This window comes from Streptomyces sp. NPDC003943 (assembly GCF_053605265.1).
Genome location: NZ_JBSGIW010000015.1, coordinates 74,154 through 90,631 on the forward strand (window position 1 = coordinate 74,154; position 16,478 = coordinate 90,631).

Consider the following 16,478-nt stretch of genomic DNA (forward strand, 5'->3'; position numbering starts at 1 on the left):
GGGGCAGACAAGGATTCAAGGAGGCCCCCGTGGCGACGGCAGGACCCCCCGTACAAGGCCGCTCGACCAAGCAGCGGGCCGCCGTGTCGGCGGCGCTGAACGAGGTGGACGAGTTCCGCAGCGCCCAGGAGCTGCACGACATGCTCAAGCACCGCGGCGACTCCGTCGGTCTCACCACGGTCTACCGCACGCTGCAGTCCCTGGCCGAGGCCGGCGAGGTCGACGCGCTGCGGACCAGCGACGGCGAGACCGTCTACCGCCGCTGCTCGACCGGCGACCACCACCACCATCTGGTCTGCCGCGTCTGCGGCAAGGCCGTGGAGGTCGAGGGCCCGGCGGTGGAGCAGTGGGCCGAGACGATCGCGTCCGAGCACGGCTTCGTGAACGTGGCGCACACGGTCGAGATCTTCGGGACGTGCGCGGAGTGCGCGGCGAAGTGACGAAGTGACCTGACATACGCGAAGGGCCCGCACCGAACGACTTCGGTGCGGGCCCTTTCGCGTATGTCAGGTCAGACACGGGTGAGCCGCGCGTCCAGGAATGCACGCAGCCGGTCGACGTCACCGGGACCTTCGAGCGCGCGCTTGGGCAGGGCCGCGAAGCCCACCCCGCCCTTGTCGGCGCTGAGCAGGACGAACAGCGTGGGCGTCTCGACGTACCGGGACAGCATCTGCCAGCGGTTGACGACCTCGCTGTCGCGGGAGGTGAAGCGGACTCCCTCGTCGTCCACGCGGGCCCGGAACTCGCCCTGCCGCTCCAGCATCGGGAACATCTGCCGGGCGCTGAGCCAGGGCACCAGCGCGGGCACGACGGCGGCGGTCAGCCCGAGCCAGACCATGAGCACGATGCCCCGGGTGTCGGGCTCGGGGCTGATCAGCTTCAGGACGATCGCCAGGGCCACCAGGCCCAGCGTGAGAGGCGTCAGCCACCGCATCCGGCGCCCGGACGGCGTCGTCCGCCGCCGCGCCCGTATCGCCTCATGGACGTCCGCACGCGTCGGCGTGTAGACCAGCTCCATCGCCGTAACCCCCCTGTCCACGCTCAGGCCTTGTCGAGGACGGCGAGGTCCGCCGGGTCCACGCCGCCGAAGCGCCGGTCGCGCTGGGCATACTCGACGCAGGCCCGCCACAGGTCGCGGCGGTCGAAGTCGGGCCACAGCACGTCCTGGAAGACCATCTCGGCGTACGCGCTCTGCCAGATCAGGTAGTTGGAGGTGCGCTGCTCGCCGCTGGGCCGCAGGAAGAGGTCGACGTCCGGCATGTCCGGGTAGTAGAGGTACTTCTGGATGGTCTTCTCGGTGATCTTCGACGGGTCGAGCCGGCCCGCCTTCACGTCCTCGGCGAGCGCCTGCGCCGCGTCCGTGAGTTCCGCGCGGCCGCCGTAGTTCATGCAGAAGTACAGCGTCAGCTTGGTGTTGTCCTTGGTCTGCTCCTGGGCGACCTGGAGCTCCTTGGCGACCGACTTCCACAGCTTGGGCATGCGGCCGACCCAGCGCACCCGGATGCCGAGTTCGTCGAGCTGGTCGCGGGTCTTGCGGATGAAGTCCCGGTTGAAGTTCATCAGGAAGCGCACCTCCTCGGGCGAGCGCTTCCAGTTCTCCGTGGAGAAGGCGTACAGCGAGATCGCGCCCACGCCCATCTCGATCGCGCCCTGGAGGACGTCGAGGACCTTCTCGGCGCCGACCTTGTGTCCCTCGGTGCGCGGCAGCCCGCGCTCCTTGGCCCAGCGGCCGTTGCCGTCCATGACGATCGCGACGTGCTCGGGCACGAGCTCCGGCTGGAGCTTCGGCGGGCGGGCACCGGACGGGTGCGGCTCCGGGGTCCTGTACTCCCGTCGCTGGCGCCCGAGGAGTCGTGCGATGGCCATGGCGTGGTGTCTCCTAGCTCTTCTCTACGTACCGCAGCGAGCGCAGTCCGCGTTCCAGGTGCCAGTGCAGATAGGCGGACACGAGTCCGCTGCCCTCCCTGACGTGACGCGGCTCGCACGCGTCCGCCGTCTCCCAGTCGCCGGTCAGCAGCGCACTGAGCAGCCCTACGGCCTCCGCAGAGGGTACGACGCTTCCGGGCACCCGGCAGTCCGCGCAGATGACTCCGCCCGCGGCGACCGAAAAGAAGCGGTTCGGGCCGTGAAGTCCGCATTTCGCACAGTCTTCGAAGCTGGGCGCGTATCCGTTGACGGCGAGCGAGCGCAGCAGGAAGGCGTCGAGGATGAGGTGGGGGGCGTGCTCCCCGCGCGCGAGGGTGCGCAGTCCCCCGACGAGCAGCAGGTACTGCTGCACGGCCGGCTCGCCCTCGTGGTCGGTGAACCGTTCCGCCGTCTCCAGCATCGCGGTGCCGGCGGTGTACCGGGCGTAGTCGGTGACGATGCCGCTGCCGTACGCGGCGATGGTCTCGCTCTGCGTGCAGAGCGGCAGCCCGCGTCCGACCAGCTCACTCCCGCGAGCGAAGAACTGCACGTCCACGTGCGAGAACGGTTCGAGCCGCGCCCCGAACTTCGACTTGGTCCGCCGGACCCCGCGCGCGACGGCGCGTACGCGGCCGTGACCGCGCGTGAGGATGGTGATGATGCGGTCCGCTTCACCCAGCTTCTGGGTGCGCAGCACGATGCCGTCGTCGCGGAACAGACTCATGGAGCCATTGTCCCGTACGGCGACGGAGCCCCGGGCCGCCGCCCGGGACTCCGTGGTCGTACGAGGAGCGGCGGGACTCAGTAGCCGCCGGCGTGGACCAGGTGGCCGTAGTAGCGGCCGGCGACGGGCGAGTGGTTCGGGTCGCCCGTGAAGCCGTACGAGGTGGGCTGGGCGGCCGCGTCCGCGCGGAGCTTCGCCCGCACCTGGGCGGGGGTGAAGCCCGCGCAGGACGGGCCGGCGAGGCAGAGGGCGGCCGTGCCGGCGACGTGCGGGGAGGCCATCGAGGTGCCGGAGAGGACCGTGGTGCCGCCGCCGAGCCGGGTGGAGGTGATGCACACGCCCGGACCCGCGACGGTGTGCGCCGCGTCCGCCGCGCCGACGGCGAAGCTGGAGAAGTCCGCCGCGGTGTCGTCCACGTCGGAGTAGCAGGTCGAGGCGGCCCCGCCGCCCGGCCTGCCGTTGAAGTCGGCCACCGCGGTCGCGGTCAGCACCTCGTCGTACGAGCCCGGGACGAAGCCGGCCAGGTCGCTGGTGCTGTTGCCCGCCGCCGCCACCATGGTCACACCCGCCTGGTCGACCACCCGACAGATCGCCTGGTGCTCCGGGTCGCCGTTGTTCAGCCCGCAGGCGCCGTCGTCCGTGCCGGACCCGCCCAGGCTCATGTTCGCGACCTTGATGCCCAGCCGGGCCGCGTTGTCCGCCACCCAGTCGAGGCCGCACACGATGTTCGACGTGTACCCGCGGCCGGCCGAGTTCAGCACCTTCACCGAGTACAGCCGCGCGCCCGGCGCGATCCCGACCACGTCGGACCCGTTGTCCCGCGCCCCGATCGTGCCGGCCACATGCGTGCCGTGGCCGTTGTTGTCCCGGTACGACGCGCCCGGCCACGGCGAGACGCAGTTCGTGCCGCCCACCACGTTGAGGTCCGGGTGCCGGGTGTCGATGCCGGTGTCGATGACCGCCACCCCGATGTCGACGGTCCCGCTCCCGTCCCCGGCGCGCGCACCGCTCACATCGGCCTGCACCCGGTCGATCCCGGTCGGCAGCACCTGCGCCGTCGCCCGCACGGGCAGATCCGGCGCCACCGCCTTCACGTGCGGCGACGCCCGCAGCGCCGCCACTTCACCCTCCGGAATGACCGCCGCGTACCCGACGACCGCGTGCGAGTACCGGAAGCCGGCCTTCAGCCCATGGGCCCTGACGTGCTCCGCGACGATCGCGTCGACCTGCCCGCGGGCCGTGTCGTCCAGCACGACCACGTACCGCCCCAACGGCTCGGCCGCCGCGCCCTGGGCCCCCGTCAGACCACCCGCCAGCAGCGCCACGGCCGCCGCCGCGGACGCCGCCGCCGACGCCGCGACACGCCTTCGTCCCGCCATGCCACACCTCGTTTCCGTGAGTGATCCACTTCGCGTGGACCACGTAACCGGTGCGGTGGCGGGCCTGCAGCGCGGGCGCGGCGGTTGGCCTAACCCGTACCAACACCCGTACGGCTCACGACCTCACGGCACCTCACCCCGACTCCGCGCGTTCGCGTGCGCCGTCGCCGCGCTCAGCCGCTCGGCCGCGGTGGCGACCCGTACGCCGTCCGGCTCGCAGTCCCACTCACGCCCGCCGCCGATGGGCCGCACCTGGAGATAGGGCCCCACGTGCCCCATGAGGGTGCCGACCCTTCCGGTGCGGATGTCGACCACGTACGCCCCTACGGGCAGTTTCATCCTCGGCTCCTTTCCCTCGTGTCGTGCGCGAGCGCGGCGGCGAGCAGCCGGGCCGTCGCCGCCGTGCAGCGCCCGAGTTCCACCAGCGGCCGAGGAGGAACGGCGGCGAGGGTCACGGCGTCGAGCCCGAGCGAGGGCAGGGTGATTCCGGCCCGACCGAGCGCCTCGCGCAATTCCCGTACAGCCTCACGCGCCTCTTCTGTCGACCGCATGCTGTCTTCTTTCACAACGCGTTCCTTTCCGAATCCAATTCCCGGTTACGACAACCAGATTGGAGGGGAATCCGTAGCATCGACAGATGCGCGGGGGAAACAACTGCGATGTGAGGCTGGTGAGTCAATCCGTGGCCAAAGGCAGGCAGCAGGCGACGTGGGAGTTCTTCGGGGAGCTGCTGAGAGAGCGCAGGGAAGCGGCGAGGATGTCGCGGGACGGACCTGGGTGGACGGGTGTTCGTGTCGGGGACGTACATCGGCCTGTTCGAGCAGGGGGCGCGGAAGCCGCAGTTGGACGTGGCGAAGAGAATCGACGAGGTGCTTCAAACCGGCGGTATTTTCGAACGGACCTGCCTGAAGCTCATCAACGCGTCGCCGTATGCCTCGTATTTCCACGAGGTGGCGGAACTTGAGGCGGTGGCGACGAAACTGTGCGAGTTCGCGCCGACGGTGGTGCCGGGGCTGTTGCAGACAGCGGAGTACGCGCGGGCGGTGACGGTGGCGGCGAACCCGTTCGCGACGGAGGAGTACGTCGAGGAGAAGGTCAGCTCACGGATCGAACGACAGGAAATCCTCCGGGACAGCGCTACAAAGCCCGAGTACTGGGTGATCCTCCATGAGAACGTGCTACGCGGCCCCGTGGGCGGTGCGGCGGCCATGGCGCGACAGATGGACCACATCGCGATGCTGATTCGACAGCGGCGGCTGCTGGTGGCAGTGCTGCCGCTCACGACCGGAGCGCACGCCTCCATGAACGGCATGCTCCAACTCATGGAGTTCGAGGACCAGCCGCCAACGGCCTATACGGAAACGTCGTTTTCGGGGACGCTCCTCGATGATCCGGCGGTGGTGAAGCGTACGCAGCGCGCCTACGATCTGCTCAGGGTCGCCGCCTTGTCGCCAGAGGCGTCCCTGGCCCTGATCGAGTCGGCGGCGGAGGACTTCAGACGATGCGCGAGTACGACCTGAACAACGCCCACTGGTTCAAGAGCTCCTACAGCAACGGCGAGGGCGGCTCCTGCGTTGAGGTGTCGTACGACTTCGTAGGTGCCGCCTGGCGCAAGAGCTCGTACAGCAACAGCCAGGGCGGCGACTGCGTCGAGGTCCTCGACGGCGTCCCCGGCGTCGTCCCCGTCCGCGACAGCAAGAACCCCACCGGGCCCGCGCTCGTCGTCCCGGCCGCCGCCTGGGCGGCGTTCGTCGCCGGCGTGAAGGGGTGATGACTCTGCGCGGCAGCGACGGCGTCGTTCTCCGTCACGAGGACGACGCCCTGACGCTGCGGCGCGGGGACGGCGTCCGACGCTTGCGCCACCAGGTCAGCGCCGGCGCGAGCACCGCGAGAACCAGAAGCACGCCCGCGATGCCCAAGTGCGCCGGCGTACGCCCCTGCGTCAGCACGTACGCCCCGCACGCCACCCCGCCGAGGGTGAGGCCGAGTGCTGGTGGCCAGCGGTCCGTCGCGAGGCCGGTGATGACGACGATGTACGTGGGCAAGGCCGAGAGGAAGACGACCCAGCCGTTGAGCTCGTAGCCCTCGGCGGCAACGCAGCCGCCCCGTGGGCCGGTTCGACAGCCTCCCTCGACGAGCCCGAGGAGGCCCCAGGTCACGGCGGCCAGCACCACGGCCGTGAGCGGAGTCCACCAGACCCGCGACCAGCTCCTCTCGTCGAGCGTCCATTCGCTGTCCTTGCGGCCCTTTTTCAAAGCCTCTCCCCCCGCCCCTCTCCCATGGCACCCGGCCACGAACGGTCGCAGCATGGAAGGAGGAGAACCGGTTCCCTCCCACACCCGTGCCGCACATCGTCGTGGGAGCGACCATGTACATGCTGCTGATCAAGGGATCCTTCCATCTCTCCGGCCGTACGGCCCCCGACGGGGACACCATCCCCTTCGTCCCCGACTACGTGGGCGAGTGGAAGCTCGTACGGGGCTGCAAGAAACTCCAGCCCGCGCGGGACGGCCACGTCGACGTCCGGCTCGAAGGCATCGACGCGCTGGAGACGCACTACTCGGGCAGCTACGGGGAGGAGAAGCACCAGCCGGCCAAGCTCGGCGACGCCGCCACGGACGCCCTGCTGACCTGGCTCGGCTTCGGCGACATCCGCCGTACGCCCGATCCCAAGTACCCGCACGACGACATCTCCGCGACCCCGGACACGGTCCCGGGATACATCCTCACGCGCGGCACCGACACCTACGGCCGCTGCGTGTCGTTCGTCGGCAGGGGCACCGAGCCGCCGGGGGCCAGCGGCTACGAGCTGGACGTGGGGGTGAAGCGCCTGAAGGAGACCGCCAACCACCACCTGGTGGCCGAGGGGTTGGCGTACCCGATGTTCTACGCGGGCCTGGACCCCGAGCTGCGGCGCGAACTCGCCGCAGCGAAGGAGCTGGCGAAGGCGGGTATCGGCAAGGGCATCTGGAACATGGCGGCCGACGCGATGGGCGACGTGACCCTCACCGGGGCGAAGATCACCGGGATGGACTCGATCACCGACGACGTGGTGATCCTCCCGAAGCTGTTCCGGCGCCTGAAGGAGTACCTGTCGCTCGGCAACACCACGCTGGAGTCGTTCCGCACGTATCTGGCCGGAGGGACGGAGGACAAGTTCCTCGACCTGACGCAGGTGAATCCGAAGGAGCAGACCGGGCTGCACAACCTCGTCGAGATCACCGACACGAACACGGTGCGGATGACGCTCCCCTCGGAGCAGATCCTCTTCACCCCGAAGTGAGTCGTGGCGGGGGAGGGTGTCCGCCCCTACGATCATGCCCATGCCCACGACACCCTCCCCTCTGGTCCTGCGTGGCAGCGGCGACGCCGTACTCCGTTACGCGGACGGGGCGGTGATCCTGCGTCGCGACGGCCAGGAGCACCACATCCCGCTCGCGGCGATCGCGGCGGTACGGGCCGAGGGGCGGACGCTGCGGATCGAGCTGCCGGCGACGACGTACGAGGTCGAGGACGTGAGCGCGGCCGGCGCGGCGGCCTTCGCCGATGCGGTCGGCGCCGACCTGCCGGAGGCCGTGGACCCGTCGGCGGCCGTCACGTCCCGTGCGGTCGACACCGCCGGGCGCCGGCTCACCAAGGCGAGGGCCGTGGCCGTCGCCGTGGCGGTGGCGGTCACGGCGCTGGTGGTGTCGGTGGGGCTGGCCGGCGGGATGACCAGCGGGGCGCTCGTGTTCTGCTCGCTCCTCTTCGGGTCCGCGGGCGCCTTCGTCGCGTACGTGATGATGCAGGGGCTGTACCGCATGTGGCGGCTGCCCAGGCACGGCATCACCGTGACGGCGGAGTTCTCGCACTACACCAACAGGAAGCGCGTGTACCGCTACACGGACACGACCGGGCGGGAGCACACGTACGACAACGGGCCGGGCGGGCAGCGCGTCGAGCTGAGTTACGACCCGCTCGATCCGAGGAAGGCCATCGTGGTCGAGTCGGTCTACGTGCGCTGCATGATGGGCGTCATGACCCTGGTGGGGTCCGGCATGGTCTGCGCGGGGCTCGTGGGAGTGGGCTCGGGCGTCGCCGGGGCGTTCGGCGGCTGAGACCGGGGCCGGGGCGCAGACCGTACGCGCCGGCGGCCGGCGCCCGTCCGGTCTCCGAGCGGCGCCCGACGCCCGACTAGGCTCGCCGCCGTGGCCCGCCACTATCGGGGCGTGGCAGGACTGGCGGCCTCGGTCACCACAACTCGCCCCTGACCTCCCGGAACAGCGCGACGATCTCCTCGTGCCCGAGGACCGGGGCGACGAAGCCACGCGCTGCCGCGCTCTCCTCCAACTCCGCCGGTACGGCGAGCCCGTGCTCGCGGACCATCCGGGCGGCCATCCCCGGCCAGCACCACACGCCGTCCGTGTGCAGGCTGAACCCGCCCATCACCTGGCAGCCGTCATACGGGTCCGTCTCCACCCCCGGCACGACGGTGAGGCGCTCGCAGCCTGCCAGGTAGCGCGCGAGGGCCCTCCGGTCGCCCCGCACGGGCCCTCGCGGCAGAGCCGCCGCCGAGGTCGCGGCGCCGATCCTGTACGGCGCGTCGTCATAGAAGCCGAAGTACTTCACGGCGCGAAACGTACCGCCTGCCGACCGGAGACTCGGGGCGGAGGCCCCGCACCCACCCGGCGACCGCGCCCACCCCAGGCCCCGCCGCCTACTTGATCAAGGCGTTGGCCCCCGCGATCGCCAGGCCGATCGCCGCGTCCGCGAGGCCGACCAGGGTGGCGGAGCGGCGGCGGTAGCCGGCCTTGAGCGCGGCCATGGTGCCCCACGCGCCGAGCAGCAGGGTGTTGAGGGTGAGGCCGGCCGCCGTGACCGGGGGTTCGGGCCAGTCGGCGGCACCGGCGAGGAGGAGCAGGAGGACGGTGGGGACGACGGCGGCGACCAGGGGCCATTCCCGGCCGAGCGCGACGAAGAGGCGCCGCCAGCGGACGGACTCGCTGCCGGGGTGGTGGCTCGCCATGTGGTGGGCGTATCCGTGCACGAGACCGGACGCCACCGCCGTGACCAGGATCCAGAGCGCGTCGTACAGCGGTGTGTACGTCTCGCCCTCGCTGTGCAGGCCCGCGAGCAGGGCGCTCGCGAGCACCGTTCCGTAAACGCCACCAAACATCCAATTCCGCATGATTCCCCACCCTAACGGGCACGTCTTCGCGTTCCCCTCCCCGCGCCCGCCCTCCCTCCCTACGATCCCGATCATGTCGATGCTCTCGTCCATACCCGTCCTCCAGGGCCGCGGCGGCGCCGTCCTGACCGCTGAGCCCGGCGGGCTCGTCCTGACCCGGCCCCGCGAGGAGCTGTCGATTCCCGAGCGGGCCGTCGCCCGGGTGCGGGCCGAGGGGCGGTCCGTCACCGTCGAGCTGCGGGTGCCGGCCGGGGGCGCGGCGACGGCGGCGCACCGGATCGAGATCGAGGACGTCAGCGAGGCGGCGGCCACGGCCTTCGCCGACGCCGTGAACGGCCTCCTGGAGGAGCCGGCGGCCGACGCGGAGGACGTGGACGGCACCGCGCTCGTCGTCCTTCGGACGATCAGGACGCTGTGGCGCGAGCGGTTCATGCGCCGCCTGAAGTGGCTGGTGATCGGCTCCCTGGCGACGCTCGTCGCGCTGTCCGTGGTCACCGGGATCGCGGGAGGCGCGGTCTACCCCATCATGATCGTGGTGTTCGGCGGCATCGGCACCGCGGGCCTGTGGATCGGCGCGTACCTCGTCGGCACGTGGCTGCACGAGCGCCGGCTGCTGAAGCACGGCATCACGGTCCTCGCCGCGCCGGCCAACATGTCGGGGCTGTACCTCTACGTCGACACCGACGGTCTGACCCGCACCGTGTCCCACCTCGGCGGCGCACCGTTCCTCCAGGTCAGCTACGACCCGCGGGACCCGGCGGACGTGCTCGTGCCGCAGACCCCCTTCATGAGACGCCTCGACGTCACCGTGGGCGGTTTCATCCTCTTCTGCTCGCTGAACGCCGTGGCCATGGTCGGCTTCGCGGTCGTGGACGCGTTCACGGGCGGTACGCTCACCGGCGACGGAGTCTAGGGTTCCCTTTGGGATCTCATAAGTCCACCTTATGAGGCCATAGACCGGGGGCGGGTACTCTCCCGCGACACGCGTTATTTAGGGTGACCTAAGCGGCGGCTCCCCTCGCCGCCTCGTCGCTTGCGAAGGGAAACCCGTCATGCCCCGCCCCCTCCGGGTCGCGATCGTCGGCGCCGGCCCCGCCGGGATCTACGCCGCTGATGCGCTGCTGAAGTCCGAGGCCGCCGCCGAACCGGGTGTGTCCATCGACCTCTTCGAGCGGATGCCCGCCCCCTTCGGCCTGATCCGCTACGGCGTCGCGCCCGACCACCCGCGCATCAAGGGCATCATCACCGCCCTCCACCAGGTCCTCGACAAGCCGCAGGTCCGCCTCTTCGGCAACGTCGACTACGGCACCGACGTCCACCTCGACGACCTCCGCGCCTTCTACGACGCCGTGATCTTCTCCACCGGCGCCATGGCCGACCGCGAGCTGCGCATCCCGGGCGTCGAGCTCGACGGCTCCCTCGGCGCCGCCGACTTCGCCTCCTGGTACGACGGCCACCCGGACGTCCCGCGCACCTGGGAGCTCTCCGCCGAGAAGGTCGCCGTCCTCGGCGTCGGCAACGTCGCCCTCGACATCGCCCGCATCCTCGCGAAGACGGCCGACGAGCTGCTGCCGACCGAGATCCCGGCGAACGTGTACGACGGCCTCAAGGCCAACAAGGCCGTCGAGATCCACGTCTTCGGGCGCCGCGGCCCGGCCCAGGCGAAGTTCAGCCCCATGGAGCTGCGCGAGCTGGACCACTCGCCGAACATCGAGGTCATCGTCAACCCCGAGGACATCGACTACGACGAGGGCTCGATCGCCGAGCGCCGCAAGAACAAGCAGACCGACATGGTCGCCAAGACCCTGGAGAACTGGGCGATCCGCGACGTCGGCGACCGCCCGCACAAGCTCTTCCTGCACTTCTTCGAGTCGCCGGTCGAGATCCTCGGCGAGGACGGCAAGGTCGTCGGCCTGCGCACCGAGCGCACCGAGCTGGACGGCACCGGCAACGTCAAGGGCACCGGCCGGACCACCGACTGGGACGTCCAGGCCGTCTACCGCGCCGTCGGCTACCTCTCCGACGAGCTGCCGAAGCTCCCGTGGGACGCCGTCAGCGGCACCGTCCCCGACGAGGGCGGCCGGGTCCTCGAGGAGACCGGCGAGCACATGGCCTCCACCTACGTCACCGGCTGGATCCGCCGCGGCCCCGTCGGCCTCATCGGCCACACCAAGGGCGACGCGAACGAGACCGTGGCCAACCTGCTCGACGACCACGCCAACGGCCGCCTGCTCACCCCCGAGACCCCGGACGAGGCCGCTGTCGTGGCCTTCCTGGAGGACAAGGGCATCACGTACACGACGTGGGAGGGCTGGTACAAGCTCGACGCGGCGGAGAAGGCCCTCGGCGAGCCGCAGGGCCGCGAGCGCGTGAAGATCGTGGAGCGCGAGGACATGCTGCGAGCGAGCGGCGTCGAACTCGCCTGACCCGCAGGACGAGAACGCGTCGGCACCGGGCCCGGGGGCATCCCCGGGCCCGGTGGCGTGTACGGGGCCGGTGGCGTCCCCGGGCCCCGTCCCGGGCCCGGTCCTACGCTGGAGGCGTGACTGTCGTCGCGCGGGCCACGAACGCGGCGGCCGGCGAGGACTGGGCCGGGCGGTACGGGCTGCTGCACGCCGCCGACCGGCATCCCCTCGCGCCCCTCGGGCCCGCCGAGCTCGACGCCCTCGCCGACTCCGCCTGGTGGTCCGGTCACGTCGACGAGTCGGTCGCGGCCCGGCTGCGCGCCCATGCCGCGTACGTCGCGGCGCACGACCCGCGCGGCGCGGGGCGCGCCGCGTGGTGGCTGTCCGCGGAGTACCGCCGGCTCGGGCGCCCCGTCGCCGCCGCGGGCTGGCTGCACCGGGCCCGCCACCACCTGGAGGGCCGGCCCGACTGCCCCGAGCAGTGCCTCCTCGCCTGGTCCGACGTCGCCGACGCCGAGGAACACCACGCCCCGGCCACGGCCCTCGCCGCCGCCCACCGCATGACCCGCCTCGCCGCCCGCTCCGGCAGCCGCGACCTGCTCGCCCTCGGCCACCAGGCCGAATCCTCCGTCCTCCTCTCCCGGGGCCCGGCCCACCGCGCGGAGGCGCTCGCCCTCCTCGACGAGGCGATGCGCGCGGTGACGGCGGGCGAACTGAGCGACCTCTTCACGGGCCGGCTGTACGACCTGGCCCTCGGCGAGAGCACGCGCGCGGCCGACCTCGCGCGCACGGTGGAGTGGACGGACGCGGCACTGGCGTGGTGCGCGGCCGCCACGCAGAACCTCGCCGACAACCCCTTCCGCGCCCTCTTCCGCATCCACCACGTCGAGGTGCTCGACCTGCTCGGCGAGTGGCAGCGGGCCGAGGAGGAGGCGCGGCTCGTGTACCAGGAGGTGTTGCCGGACTCGCTCGACACGGCGGCGGCCGCCGCGTACGCGGTCGGGGAGATCCAGCGCCGGCAGGGCCGGCTCGACGAGGCGGCCCGCTCGTACGCGCACGCGCACGAGCTGGGACGGGTCCCGCAGCCGGGGCTTGCGCTGCTCCGGCTCGCGCAGGGCCGGGCGGACCCGGCTCTGGCTGGGTTGCGGCTGGCCCTGGACTGCCAGAGCGACCCGGCGCACGACGTGCTCGGCCGGGCCCGGCTGCTCGCCGCGCTCGTCGAAACGCACCTCGCGCTGGGCGACACGGACGCGGCGGGGGATGCGGTGGCAGGGCTCGAGGCGCTGGACCCGGCCGGGGAGGTGCCGCTGCTGACGGCGATGGCGGCGAGTGCGCGCGGAGCGGTGACGCGCGCGCCCGGGCCGCTGCGGCGCGCACTCGCACTGTGGCTGGAGCTGCGGGTGCCGTACGAGGCGGCGCGGGTACGGATGCGGCTCGCGGCGGCCGATCGGGCCGCGGCCGACGAACTGGCCGCCGCCCGCGCGGCCTTCGCCCGCCTGGGCGCCGCACCGGCCTGACCGCGCCCGTCCCGGACGCCACCAGGCGCACCGACTGTGCGCGGCCCCCGCCGCCCCGGTCTACCCGGCCCGACCCCGCCAGCCGGGCCGGGCCGGGCCGTCCGGGTCGCCTTCCGCCGTCAGCCGACCTTTCGCGCCGTCGCCAGCAGCCTCGCCGTGTCGTCCGGGCACAGCGCCAGCGCGTTGCCCACCGTGCCCAGGACCTCGCGCTCGGCGGGCGTGTAGGGCCCGTCGGCCAGGGCGATGCGGGCGCCCTGCAGCAGGATCGATTCGCGGCCGGCGGCGGCGAGGTGGGGGGAGAGGGGTTCGAGGGCTTCGTGGAGTTCGATGGCGAGGGCCGCTCCCCCGCTGCTGACGTCCGGCAGGAAGCGGCCCGTGTCGGCGGCGAGCGCCTCGACCAGTTCGACGAGCTGGAGGGCCGTACAGTCCGCGTATCCGGCGGCCCGGACACCGGTGGCGGCGGTGTCGACGGCGGTGCGGGACGAGGTGCCGCCGGCGGCCAGGACGGCGAGGGCGACGGTGTGCACGGCGTCGCGGAGCATGCCCGAGAAGCGGCTGGTCGTCGGGTGCGTGAGCACGTCCGTACCGAAGTGGGTGTGGCAGGCGGCGCATTCCACGACCGGGCCCGCGTGGCCGCGCGGCAGCAGCGGTACGCCCAGGAGGGCGAACCGGCGGCGGCCGGTGCGGCGCCGGTAGTTGCGGTCGCCGCCGCACTCCTCGCAGAAGAACTCGCCGTCGCCGATCGTGTTCCAGGAGGTCCGGATCCCGCAGAGAACCAGGCTCCGCTCACGAGACTTCCGCGCAGATCGCACGCCGCACCTCCTTCGACGCGCCGGCGTCGCTGCCGGCGTTGGCGTGATGTTAGCCACATCGATGATGTGGCGTCAGCACCTCGTCAGCAGAACGCCAAGGAGATGGCCGAGACCCGCCGAGGTCCGGAAGGGGCCCCGGCCGGCGTCCGCCGGGCGTCAGGAGGCCCGCTTGCGGAGCTTCGCGAAGGCCAGAAGGCCGCCGCCGGCCGGGACGGCCGCCGCGCCGGCGCCGATCGCCCCAGGTCCGACGGACGAACCGGTCGTGGCGAGATCACCCTCCGGGGTGGACGAGGGGACGGGGACCGGGACGGCCGCCGACGAGGGTCCGGAGGGCGCGGGGACGGAAGCGGAAGGGGTGGTGGACGACTGCGGAGAACCAGGGGTCCCGGCCGGCGTGCCGGGCTCGGCCGGGACCGGGGTCTTGGCCGGCTTCGGCTGCTGCGGCGGCGGCACGACCGGGCCGCCGGGCGCCGCCGGCCGGTTCTTGTAGTGGTGCCCGCACGCGACAGTGCCCCGCACCCCCCGGAAGGGGTGCGGGGCACTGGGCGCAAGGGGCGTCAGCGCGCCGAGCGGTTCACCGCCGACACGACGGCCTTCAGCGACGCGCGCGTCGTGTTCGCGTCGATGCCGATGCCCCACAGGACCTTGCCGTCGATGGCGCACTCGATGTACGAGGCGGCCTGCGCGGACGCGCCCTCGCTCATCGTGTGCTCCTGGTAGTCCAGCAGGCGGGCGTCCACGCCGATCGCCTGCAGCGCGGCGAAGAAGGCGGAGATCGGGCCGTTGCCGGAGCCGGTCAGGACGGTCTCGACGCCGTCGACGACAGCCTCGACGGTCAGCGTGTCGGTGCCGTCCGTGTCGGAGGTCGACTGGCCGGAGCGCAGCTGGATGCGGCCCCAGGCGTTGTCCGGGTCCGCGGTGGGCAGGTACTCGTCCTGGAAGACGGACCAGATCTCCTTCGGCGTGACCTCGCCGCCCTCGGCGTCGGTCTTCGCCTGGATGATCTTCGAGAACTCGATCTGCATCCGGCGCGGCAGGTCCAGCTTGTGGTCGTTCTTCAGGACGTACGCGATGCCGCCCTTGCCGGACTGCGAGTTGACCCGGATGACGGCCTCGTAGGAGCGGCCGACGTCCTTCGGGTCGATCGGCAGGTACGGGACGGCCCACTCGATCTCGTCGACGGTCTTGCCCTGGGCGGCCGCGTCGGCCTCCATGGCGTCGAAGCCCTTCTTGATGGCGTCCTGGTGGGAGCCGGAGAAGGCGGTGTAGACCAGGTCGCCCGCGTAGGGGTGGCGCGGGTGGACCTCCATCTGGTTGCAGTACTCGCTGGTCCGACGGATCTCGTCGATCTGCGAGAAGTCGATCTGCGGGTCGACGCCCTGGCTGAACAGGTTCATGCCCAGGGTGACCAGGTCGACGTTGCCGGTCCGCTCGCCCTGCCCGAACAGGCAGCCCTCGATGCGGTCGGCGCCGGCCATGATCGCCAGCTCGGCCGCCGCCACCGCCGTACCGCGGTCGTTGTGCGGGTGGACGGACAGGCAGACGTGCTCGCGGCGGCTCAGGTTGCGGGACATCCACTCGAAGCGGTCCGCGTGCGTGGACGGCGTCGAGCGCTCCACGGTGGCGGGCAGGTTCAGGATGATCTCGCGGCCGGGGCCGGGCTGCCACACGTCGCAGACCGCCTCGCAGACCTCCAGGGCGAAGTCCAGCTCGGTGTCGGTGAAGATCTCCGGGCTGTACTGGTAGCCGAAGGTGGTCTCCGGGCCCAGCAGCTTCTCCGCGTACTCCATCACCAGGCGTGTGCCGTCGACGGCGATCTGCTTGATGTCGTCCTTCGAGCCGCGGAACACGACCCGGCGGAAGGTCGGCGCGGTCGCGTTGTACAGGTGCACGGTGGCCCGCTTGGCACCCTTCAGGGACTCCACGGTCCGCTCGATCAGGTCCTCGCGGGCCTGGGTCAGTACGGAGATGGTGACGTCGTCCGGGATCGCGCCCTCTTCGATGATCGAGCGCACGAACGCGAAGTCGGTCTCGCCGGAGGACGGGAAGCCGACCTCGATCTCCTTGTAGCCCATGCGGACCAGCAGGTCGAACATCTCGCGCTTGCGGGCCGGGGACATCGGGTCGATCAGGGCCTGGTTGCCGTCGCGCAGGTCGGTCGACAGCCAGCGCGGCGCCTTGGTGATGCGCTGCTCGGGCCAGGTGCGGTCCGGGATGTCGACGGCCTCGTACTGCCCGTACTTGTGCACCGGCATGCCGGACGGCTTCTGCAGGTGCGTCGCGTTGGTGACGGGCGTCGGACGGCTGATGAAGGGCGACTGGGACATTGCGTAGGGCTCCTCGGAGGGTCCTGCGGGAAGGACGGCCGACTGTCGAACGCAACACCGAAACCCGCGGGGAGGGGGTCGGCCTACGACTACAGGCCCTCGCCGCGGCAGCTAAGGAGAAGCAGCCCGAAACGCATGATGTGCGTCACTGTAGCCCAGGTGTGGCGGAGGCGGACGTCCCGTTTCAGTATGCGGGACGGCGTCGCCGTCAAGCAGAAAAGGTGACCTATCACTCCATTTCG

Annotated in this window: 19 protein-coding genes and 1 pseudogene; 8 read left to right on the forward strand and 12 right to left on the reverse strand. The window is 71.7% G+C overall.

Going from position 1 to position 16,478, the window contains the following annotated elements; translation table 11 throughout:
* Nucleotides 1–29 precede the first annotated feature (29 nt).
* On the forward strand, nucleotides 30–440 hold the full coding sequence (locus tag ACWEV0_RS09480) for a Fur family transcriptional regulator (protein WP_453147890.1): 411 nt from the start codon (nucleotides 30–32) through the stop codon (nucleotides 438–440).
* Nucleotides 441–511: 71 nt separating this feature from the next.
* On the opposite strand, the gene ACWEV0_RS09485 is transcribed toward ACWEV0_RS09480, so the two are convergent.
* The 6 genes from ACWEV0_RS09485 to ACWEV0_RS09510 all read right to left on the reverse strand — a co-directional run bounded on the left by ACWEV0_RS09485 (nucleotide 512) and on the right by ACWEV0_RS09510 (nucleotide 4,559).
* Entirely contained in the window at nucleotides 512–1,039 is a 528-nt protein-coding gene (locus tag ACWEV0_RS09485; RefSeq protein WP_453147892.1) for a YcxB family protein, read from the reverse strand.
* A gap of 2 nt (nucleotides 1,040–1,041) precedes the next feature.
* Nucleotides 1,042–1,866: an isoprenyl transferase gene (locus ACWEV0_RS09490; RefSeq protein WP_453147894.1), complete on the reverse strand. Its 825-nt coding sequence runs from the start codon at nucleotides 1,864–1,866 to the stop codon at nucleotides 1,042–1,044.
* Nucleotides 1,867–1,879: 13 nt separating this feature from the next.
* Nucleotides 1,880–2,629, reverse strand: coding sequence for a DNA repair protein RecO (recO, locus tag ACWEV0_RS09495; protein WP_403793079.1), 750 nt, complete (start codon nucleotides 2,627–2,629; stop codon nucleotides 1,880–1,882).
* Between the two features lie 77 nt (nucleotides 2,630–2,706).
* Nucleotides 2,707–4,008, reverse strand: coding sequence for a S8 family serine peptidase (locus ACWEV0_RS09500; protein ID WP_453147895.1), 1,302 nt, complete (start codon nucleotides 4,006–4,008; stop codon nucleotides 2,707–2,709).
* A gap of 123 nt (nucleotides 4,009–4,131) precedes the next feature.
* Nucleotides 4,132–4,347 carry a hypothetical protein gene (locus ACWEV0_RS09505; RefSeq protein WP_453147897.1) on the reverse strand — a complete coding sequence of 72 codons (216 nt, stop codon included), beginning with the start codon at nucleotides 4,345–4,347 and terminating at the stop codon, nucleotides 4,132–4,134.
* The gene (locus ACWEV0_RS09510; protein ID WP_453147899.1) at nucleotides 4,344–4,559 is read right to left on the reverse strand and encodes a hypothetical protein; all 216 of its coding nucleotides are present in this window, start codon (nucleotides 4,557–4,559) and stop codon (nucleotides 4,344–4,346) included. Before ACWEV0_RS09510 ends, ACWEV0_RS09505 begins: the two co-directional genes overlap by 4 nt.
* 131 nt (nucleotides 4,560–4,690) lie before the next feature.
* On the opposite strand from ACWEV0_RS09510, the pseudogene ACWEV0_RS09515 reads away from it, so the two are divergent.
* Both ACWEV0_RS09515 and ACWEV0_RS09520 read left to right on the forward strand, forming a co-directional pair.
* A pseudogene (locus tag ACWEV0_RS09515) lies at nucleotides 4,691–5,528 on the forward strand (helix-turn-helix domain-containing protein).
* Nucleotides 5,510–5,779, forward strand: a complete 270-nt coding sequence (locus tag ACWEV0_RS09520) for a DUF397 domain-containing protein (RefSeq protein WP_453147901.1) — start codon at nucleotides 5,510–5,512, stop codon at nucleotides 5,777–5,779. The pseudogene ACWEV0_RS09515 and the gene ACWEV0_RS09520 overlap by 19 nt, the downstream one beginning before the upstream one ends.
* Nucleotides 5,780–5,813: 34 nt before the next feature.
* Here the strand turns inward: ACWEV0_RS09520 and ACWEV0_RS09525 are convergent, their stop codons facing one another.
* Nucleotides 5,814–6,263, reverse strand: a complete 450-nt coding sequence (locus ACWEV0_RS09525) for a hypothetical protein (RefSeq protein ID WP_453147902.1) — start codon at nucleotides 6,261–6,263, stop codon at nucleotides 5,814–5,816.
* Between the two features lie 113 nt (nucleotides 6,264–6,376).
* Between ACWEV0_RS09525 and ACWEV0_RS09530 the strand changes: the two genes are divergently transcribed.
* Together ACWEV0_RS09530 and ACWEV0_RS09535 are read left to right on the forward strand one after the other, a co-directional pair.
* A complete protein-coding gene (locus ACWEV0_RS09530; protein WP_453147904.1) occupies nucleotides 6,377–7,291 on the forward strand; it encodes a nuclease in 915 nt (304 codons plus the stop codon).
* Nucleotides 7,292–7,331: 40 nt separating this feature from the next.
* Complete coding sequence (locus ACWEV0_RS09535; RefSeq protein WP_453147906.1) at nucleotides 7,332–8,105, forward strand: DUF3592 domain-containing protein; 774 nt, start codon at nucleotides 7,332–7,334, stop codon at nucleotides 8,103–8,105.
* A 133-nt stretch (nucleotides 8,106–8,238) separates the two neighbouring features.
* Here the strand turns inward: ACWEV0_RS09535 and ACWEV0_RS09540 are convergent, their stop codons facing one another.
* The gene (locus ACWEV0_RS09540) at nucleotides 8,239–8,616 is read right to left on the reverse strand and encodes a hypothetical protein (protein ID WP_453147908.1); all 378 of its coding nucleotides are present in this window, start codon (nucleotides 8,614–8,616) and stop codon (nucleotides 8,239–8,241) included.
* 88 nt (nucleotides 8,617–8,704) lie between these two features.
* Nucleotides 8,705–9,163: a hypothetical protein gene (locus ACWEV0_RS09545; protein WP_453147909.1), complete on the reverse strand. Its 459-nt coding sequence runs from the start codon at nucleotides 9,161–9,163 to the stop codon at nucleotides 8,705–8,707.
* 85 nt (nucleotides 9,164–9,248) lie between these two features.
* Here ACWEV0_RS09545 and ACWEV0_RS09550 point away from each other — a divergent pair, with 85 nt between their 5' ends.
* The 3 genes from ACWEV0_RS09550 (at nucleotide 9,249) to ACWEV0_RS09560 (ending at nucleotide 13,097) form a co-directional block, all read left to right on the forward strand.
* Entirely contained in the window at nucleotides 9,249–10,088 is an 840-nt protein-coding gene (locus ACWEV0_RS09550) for a hypothetical protein (protein ID WP_453147911.1), read from the forward strand.
* Between the two features lie 139 nt (nucleotides 10,089–10,227).
* The gene (locus ACWEV0_RS09555; RefSeq protein ID WP_453147913.1) at nucleotides 10,228–11,601 is read left to right on the forward strand and encodes an FAD-dependent oxidoreductase; all 1,374 of its coding nucleotides are present in this window, start codon (nucleotides 10,228–10,230) and stop codon (nucleotides 11,599–11,601) included.
* A gap of 116 nt (nucleotides 11,602–11,717) precedes the next feature.
* Nucleotides 11,718–13,097 (forward strand): LuxR family transcriptional regulator, encoded by a 1,380-nt coding sequence (locus ACWEV0_RS09560; RefSeq protein ID WP_453147915.1) that lies wholly within the window; start codon nucleotides 11,718–11,720, stop codon nucleotides 13,095–13,097.
* Between the two features lie 119 nt (nucleotides 13,098–13,216).
* Here ACWEV0_RS09560 and ACWEV0_RS09565 read toward each other — a convergent pair whose 3' ends face one another.
* The 3 genes from ACWEV0_RS09565 to leuA form a co-directional block, all read right to left on the reverse strand.
* Nucleotides 13,217–13,909 carry a TerB family tellurite resistance protein gene (locus ACWEV0_RS09565; protein WP_453147917.1) on the reverse strand — a complete coding sequence of 231 codons (693 nt, stop codon included), beginning with the start codon at nucleotides 13,907–13,909 and terminating at the stop codon, nucleotides 13,217–13,219.
* Between the two features lie 156 nt (nucleotides 13,910–14,065).
* Entirely contained in the window at nucleotides 14,066–14,428 is a 363-nt protein-coding gene (locus tag ACWEV0_RS09570; RefSeq protein ID WP_453147919.1) for a hypothetical protein, read from the reverse strand.
* Nucleotides 14,429–14,466: 38 nt separating this feature from the next.
* Nucleotides 14,467–16,236 carry a 2-isopropylmalate synthase gene (gene leuA / locus ACWEV0_RS09575; protein WP_453147920.1) on the reverse strand — a complete coding sequence of 590 codons (1,770 nt, stop codon included), beginning with the start codon at nucleotides 16,234–16,236 and terminating at the stop codon, nucleotides 14,467–14,469.
* Nucleotides 16,237–16,478: the final 242 nt, after the last annotated feature.

Bases quoted from the DNA above. Each gene is read 5' to 3' on its own strand.
- leuA (WP_453147920.1), bottom strand. From the start codon at position 16,236: ATGTCCCAGTCGCCCTTCATCAGCCGTCCGACGCCCGTCACCAACGCG.
- ACWEV0_RS09520 (WP_453147901.1), top strand. From the start codon at position 5,510: ATGCGCGAGTACGACCTGAACAACGCCCACTGGTTCAAGAGCTCCTAC.
- ACWEV0_RS09555 (WP_453147913.1), top strand. From the start codon at position 10,228: ATGCCCCGCCCCCTCCGGGTCGCGATCGTCGGCGCCGGCCCCGCCGGG.
- recO (WP_403793079.1), bottom strand. From the start codon at position 2,629: ATGAGTCTGTTCCGCGACGACGGCATCGTGCTGCGCACCCAGAAGCTG.
- ACWEV0_RS09530 (WP_453147904.1), top strand. From the start codon at position 6,377: ATGTACATGCTGCTGATCAAGGGATCCTTCCATCTCTCCGGCCGTACG.
- ACWEV0_RS09500 (WP_453147895.1), bottom strand. From the start codon at position 4,008: ATGGCGGGACGAAGGCGTGTCGCGGCGTCGGCGGCGGCGTCCGCGGCG.
- ACWEV0_RS09510 (WP_453147899.1), bottom strand. From the start codon at position 4,559: ATGCGGTCGACAGAAGAGGCGCGTGAGGCTGTACGGGAATTGCGCGAG.
- ACWEV0_RS09550 (WP_453147911.1), top strand. From the start codon at position 9,249: ATGTCGATGCTCTCGTCCATACCCGTCCTCCAGGGCCGCGGCGGCGCC.
- ACWEV0_RS09505 (WP_453147897.1), bottom strand. From the start codon at position 4,347: ATGAAACTGCCCGTAGGGGCGTACGTGGTCGACATCCGCACCGGAAGG.
- ACWEV0_RS09535 (WP_453147906.1), top strand. From the start codon at position 7,332: ATGCCCACGACACCCTCCCCTCTGGTCCTGCGTGGCAGCGGCGACGCC.
- ACWEV0_RS09545 (WP_453147909.1), bottom strand. From the start codon at position 9,163: ATGTTTGGTGGCGTTTACGGAACGGTGCTCGCGAGCGCCCTGCTCGCG.
- ACWEV0_RS09490 (WP_453147894.1), bottom strand. From the start codon at position 1,866: ATGGCCATCGCACGACTCCTCGGGCGCCAGCGACGGGAGTACAGGACC.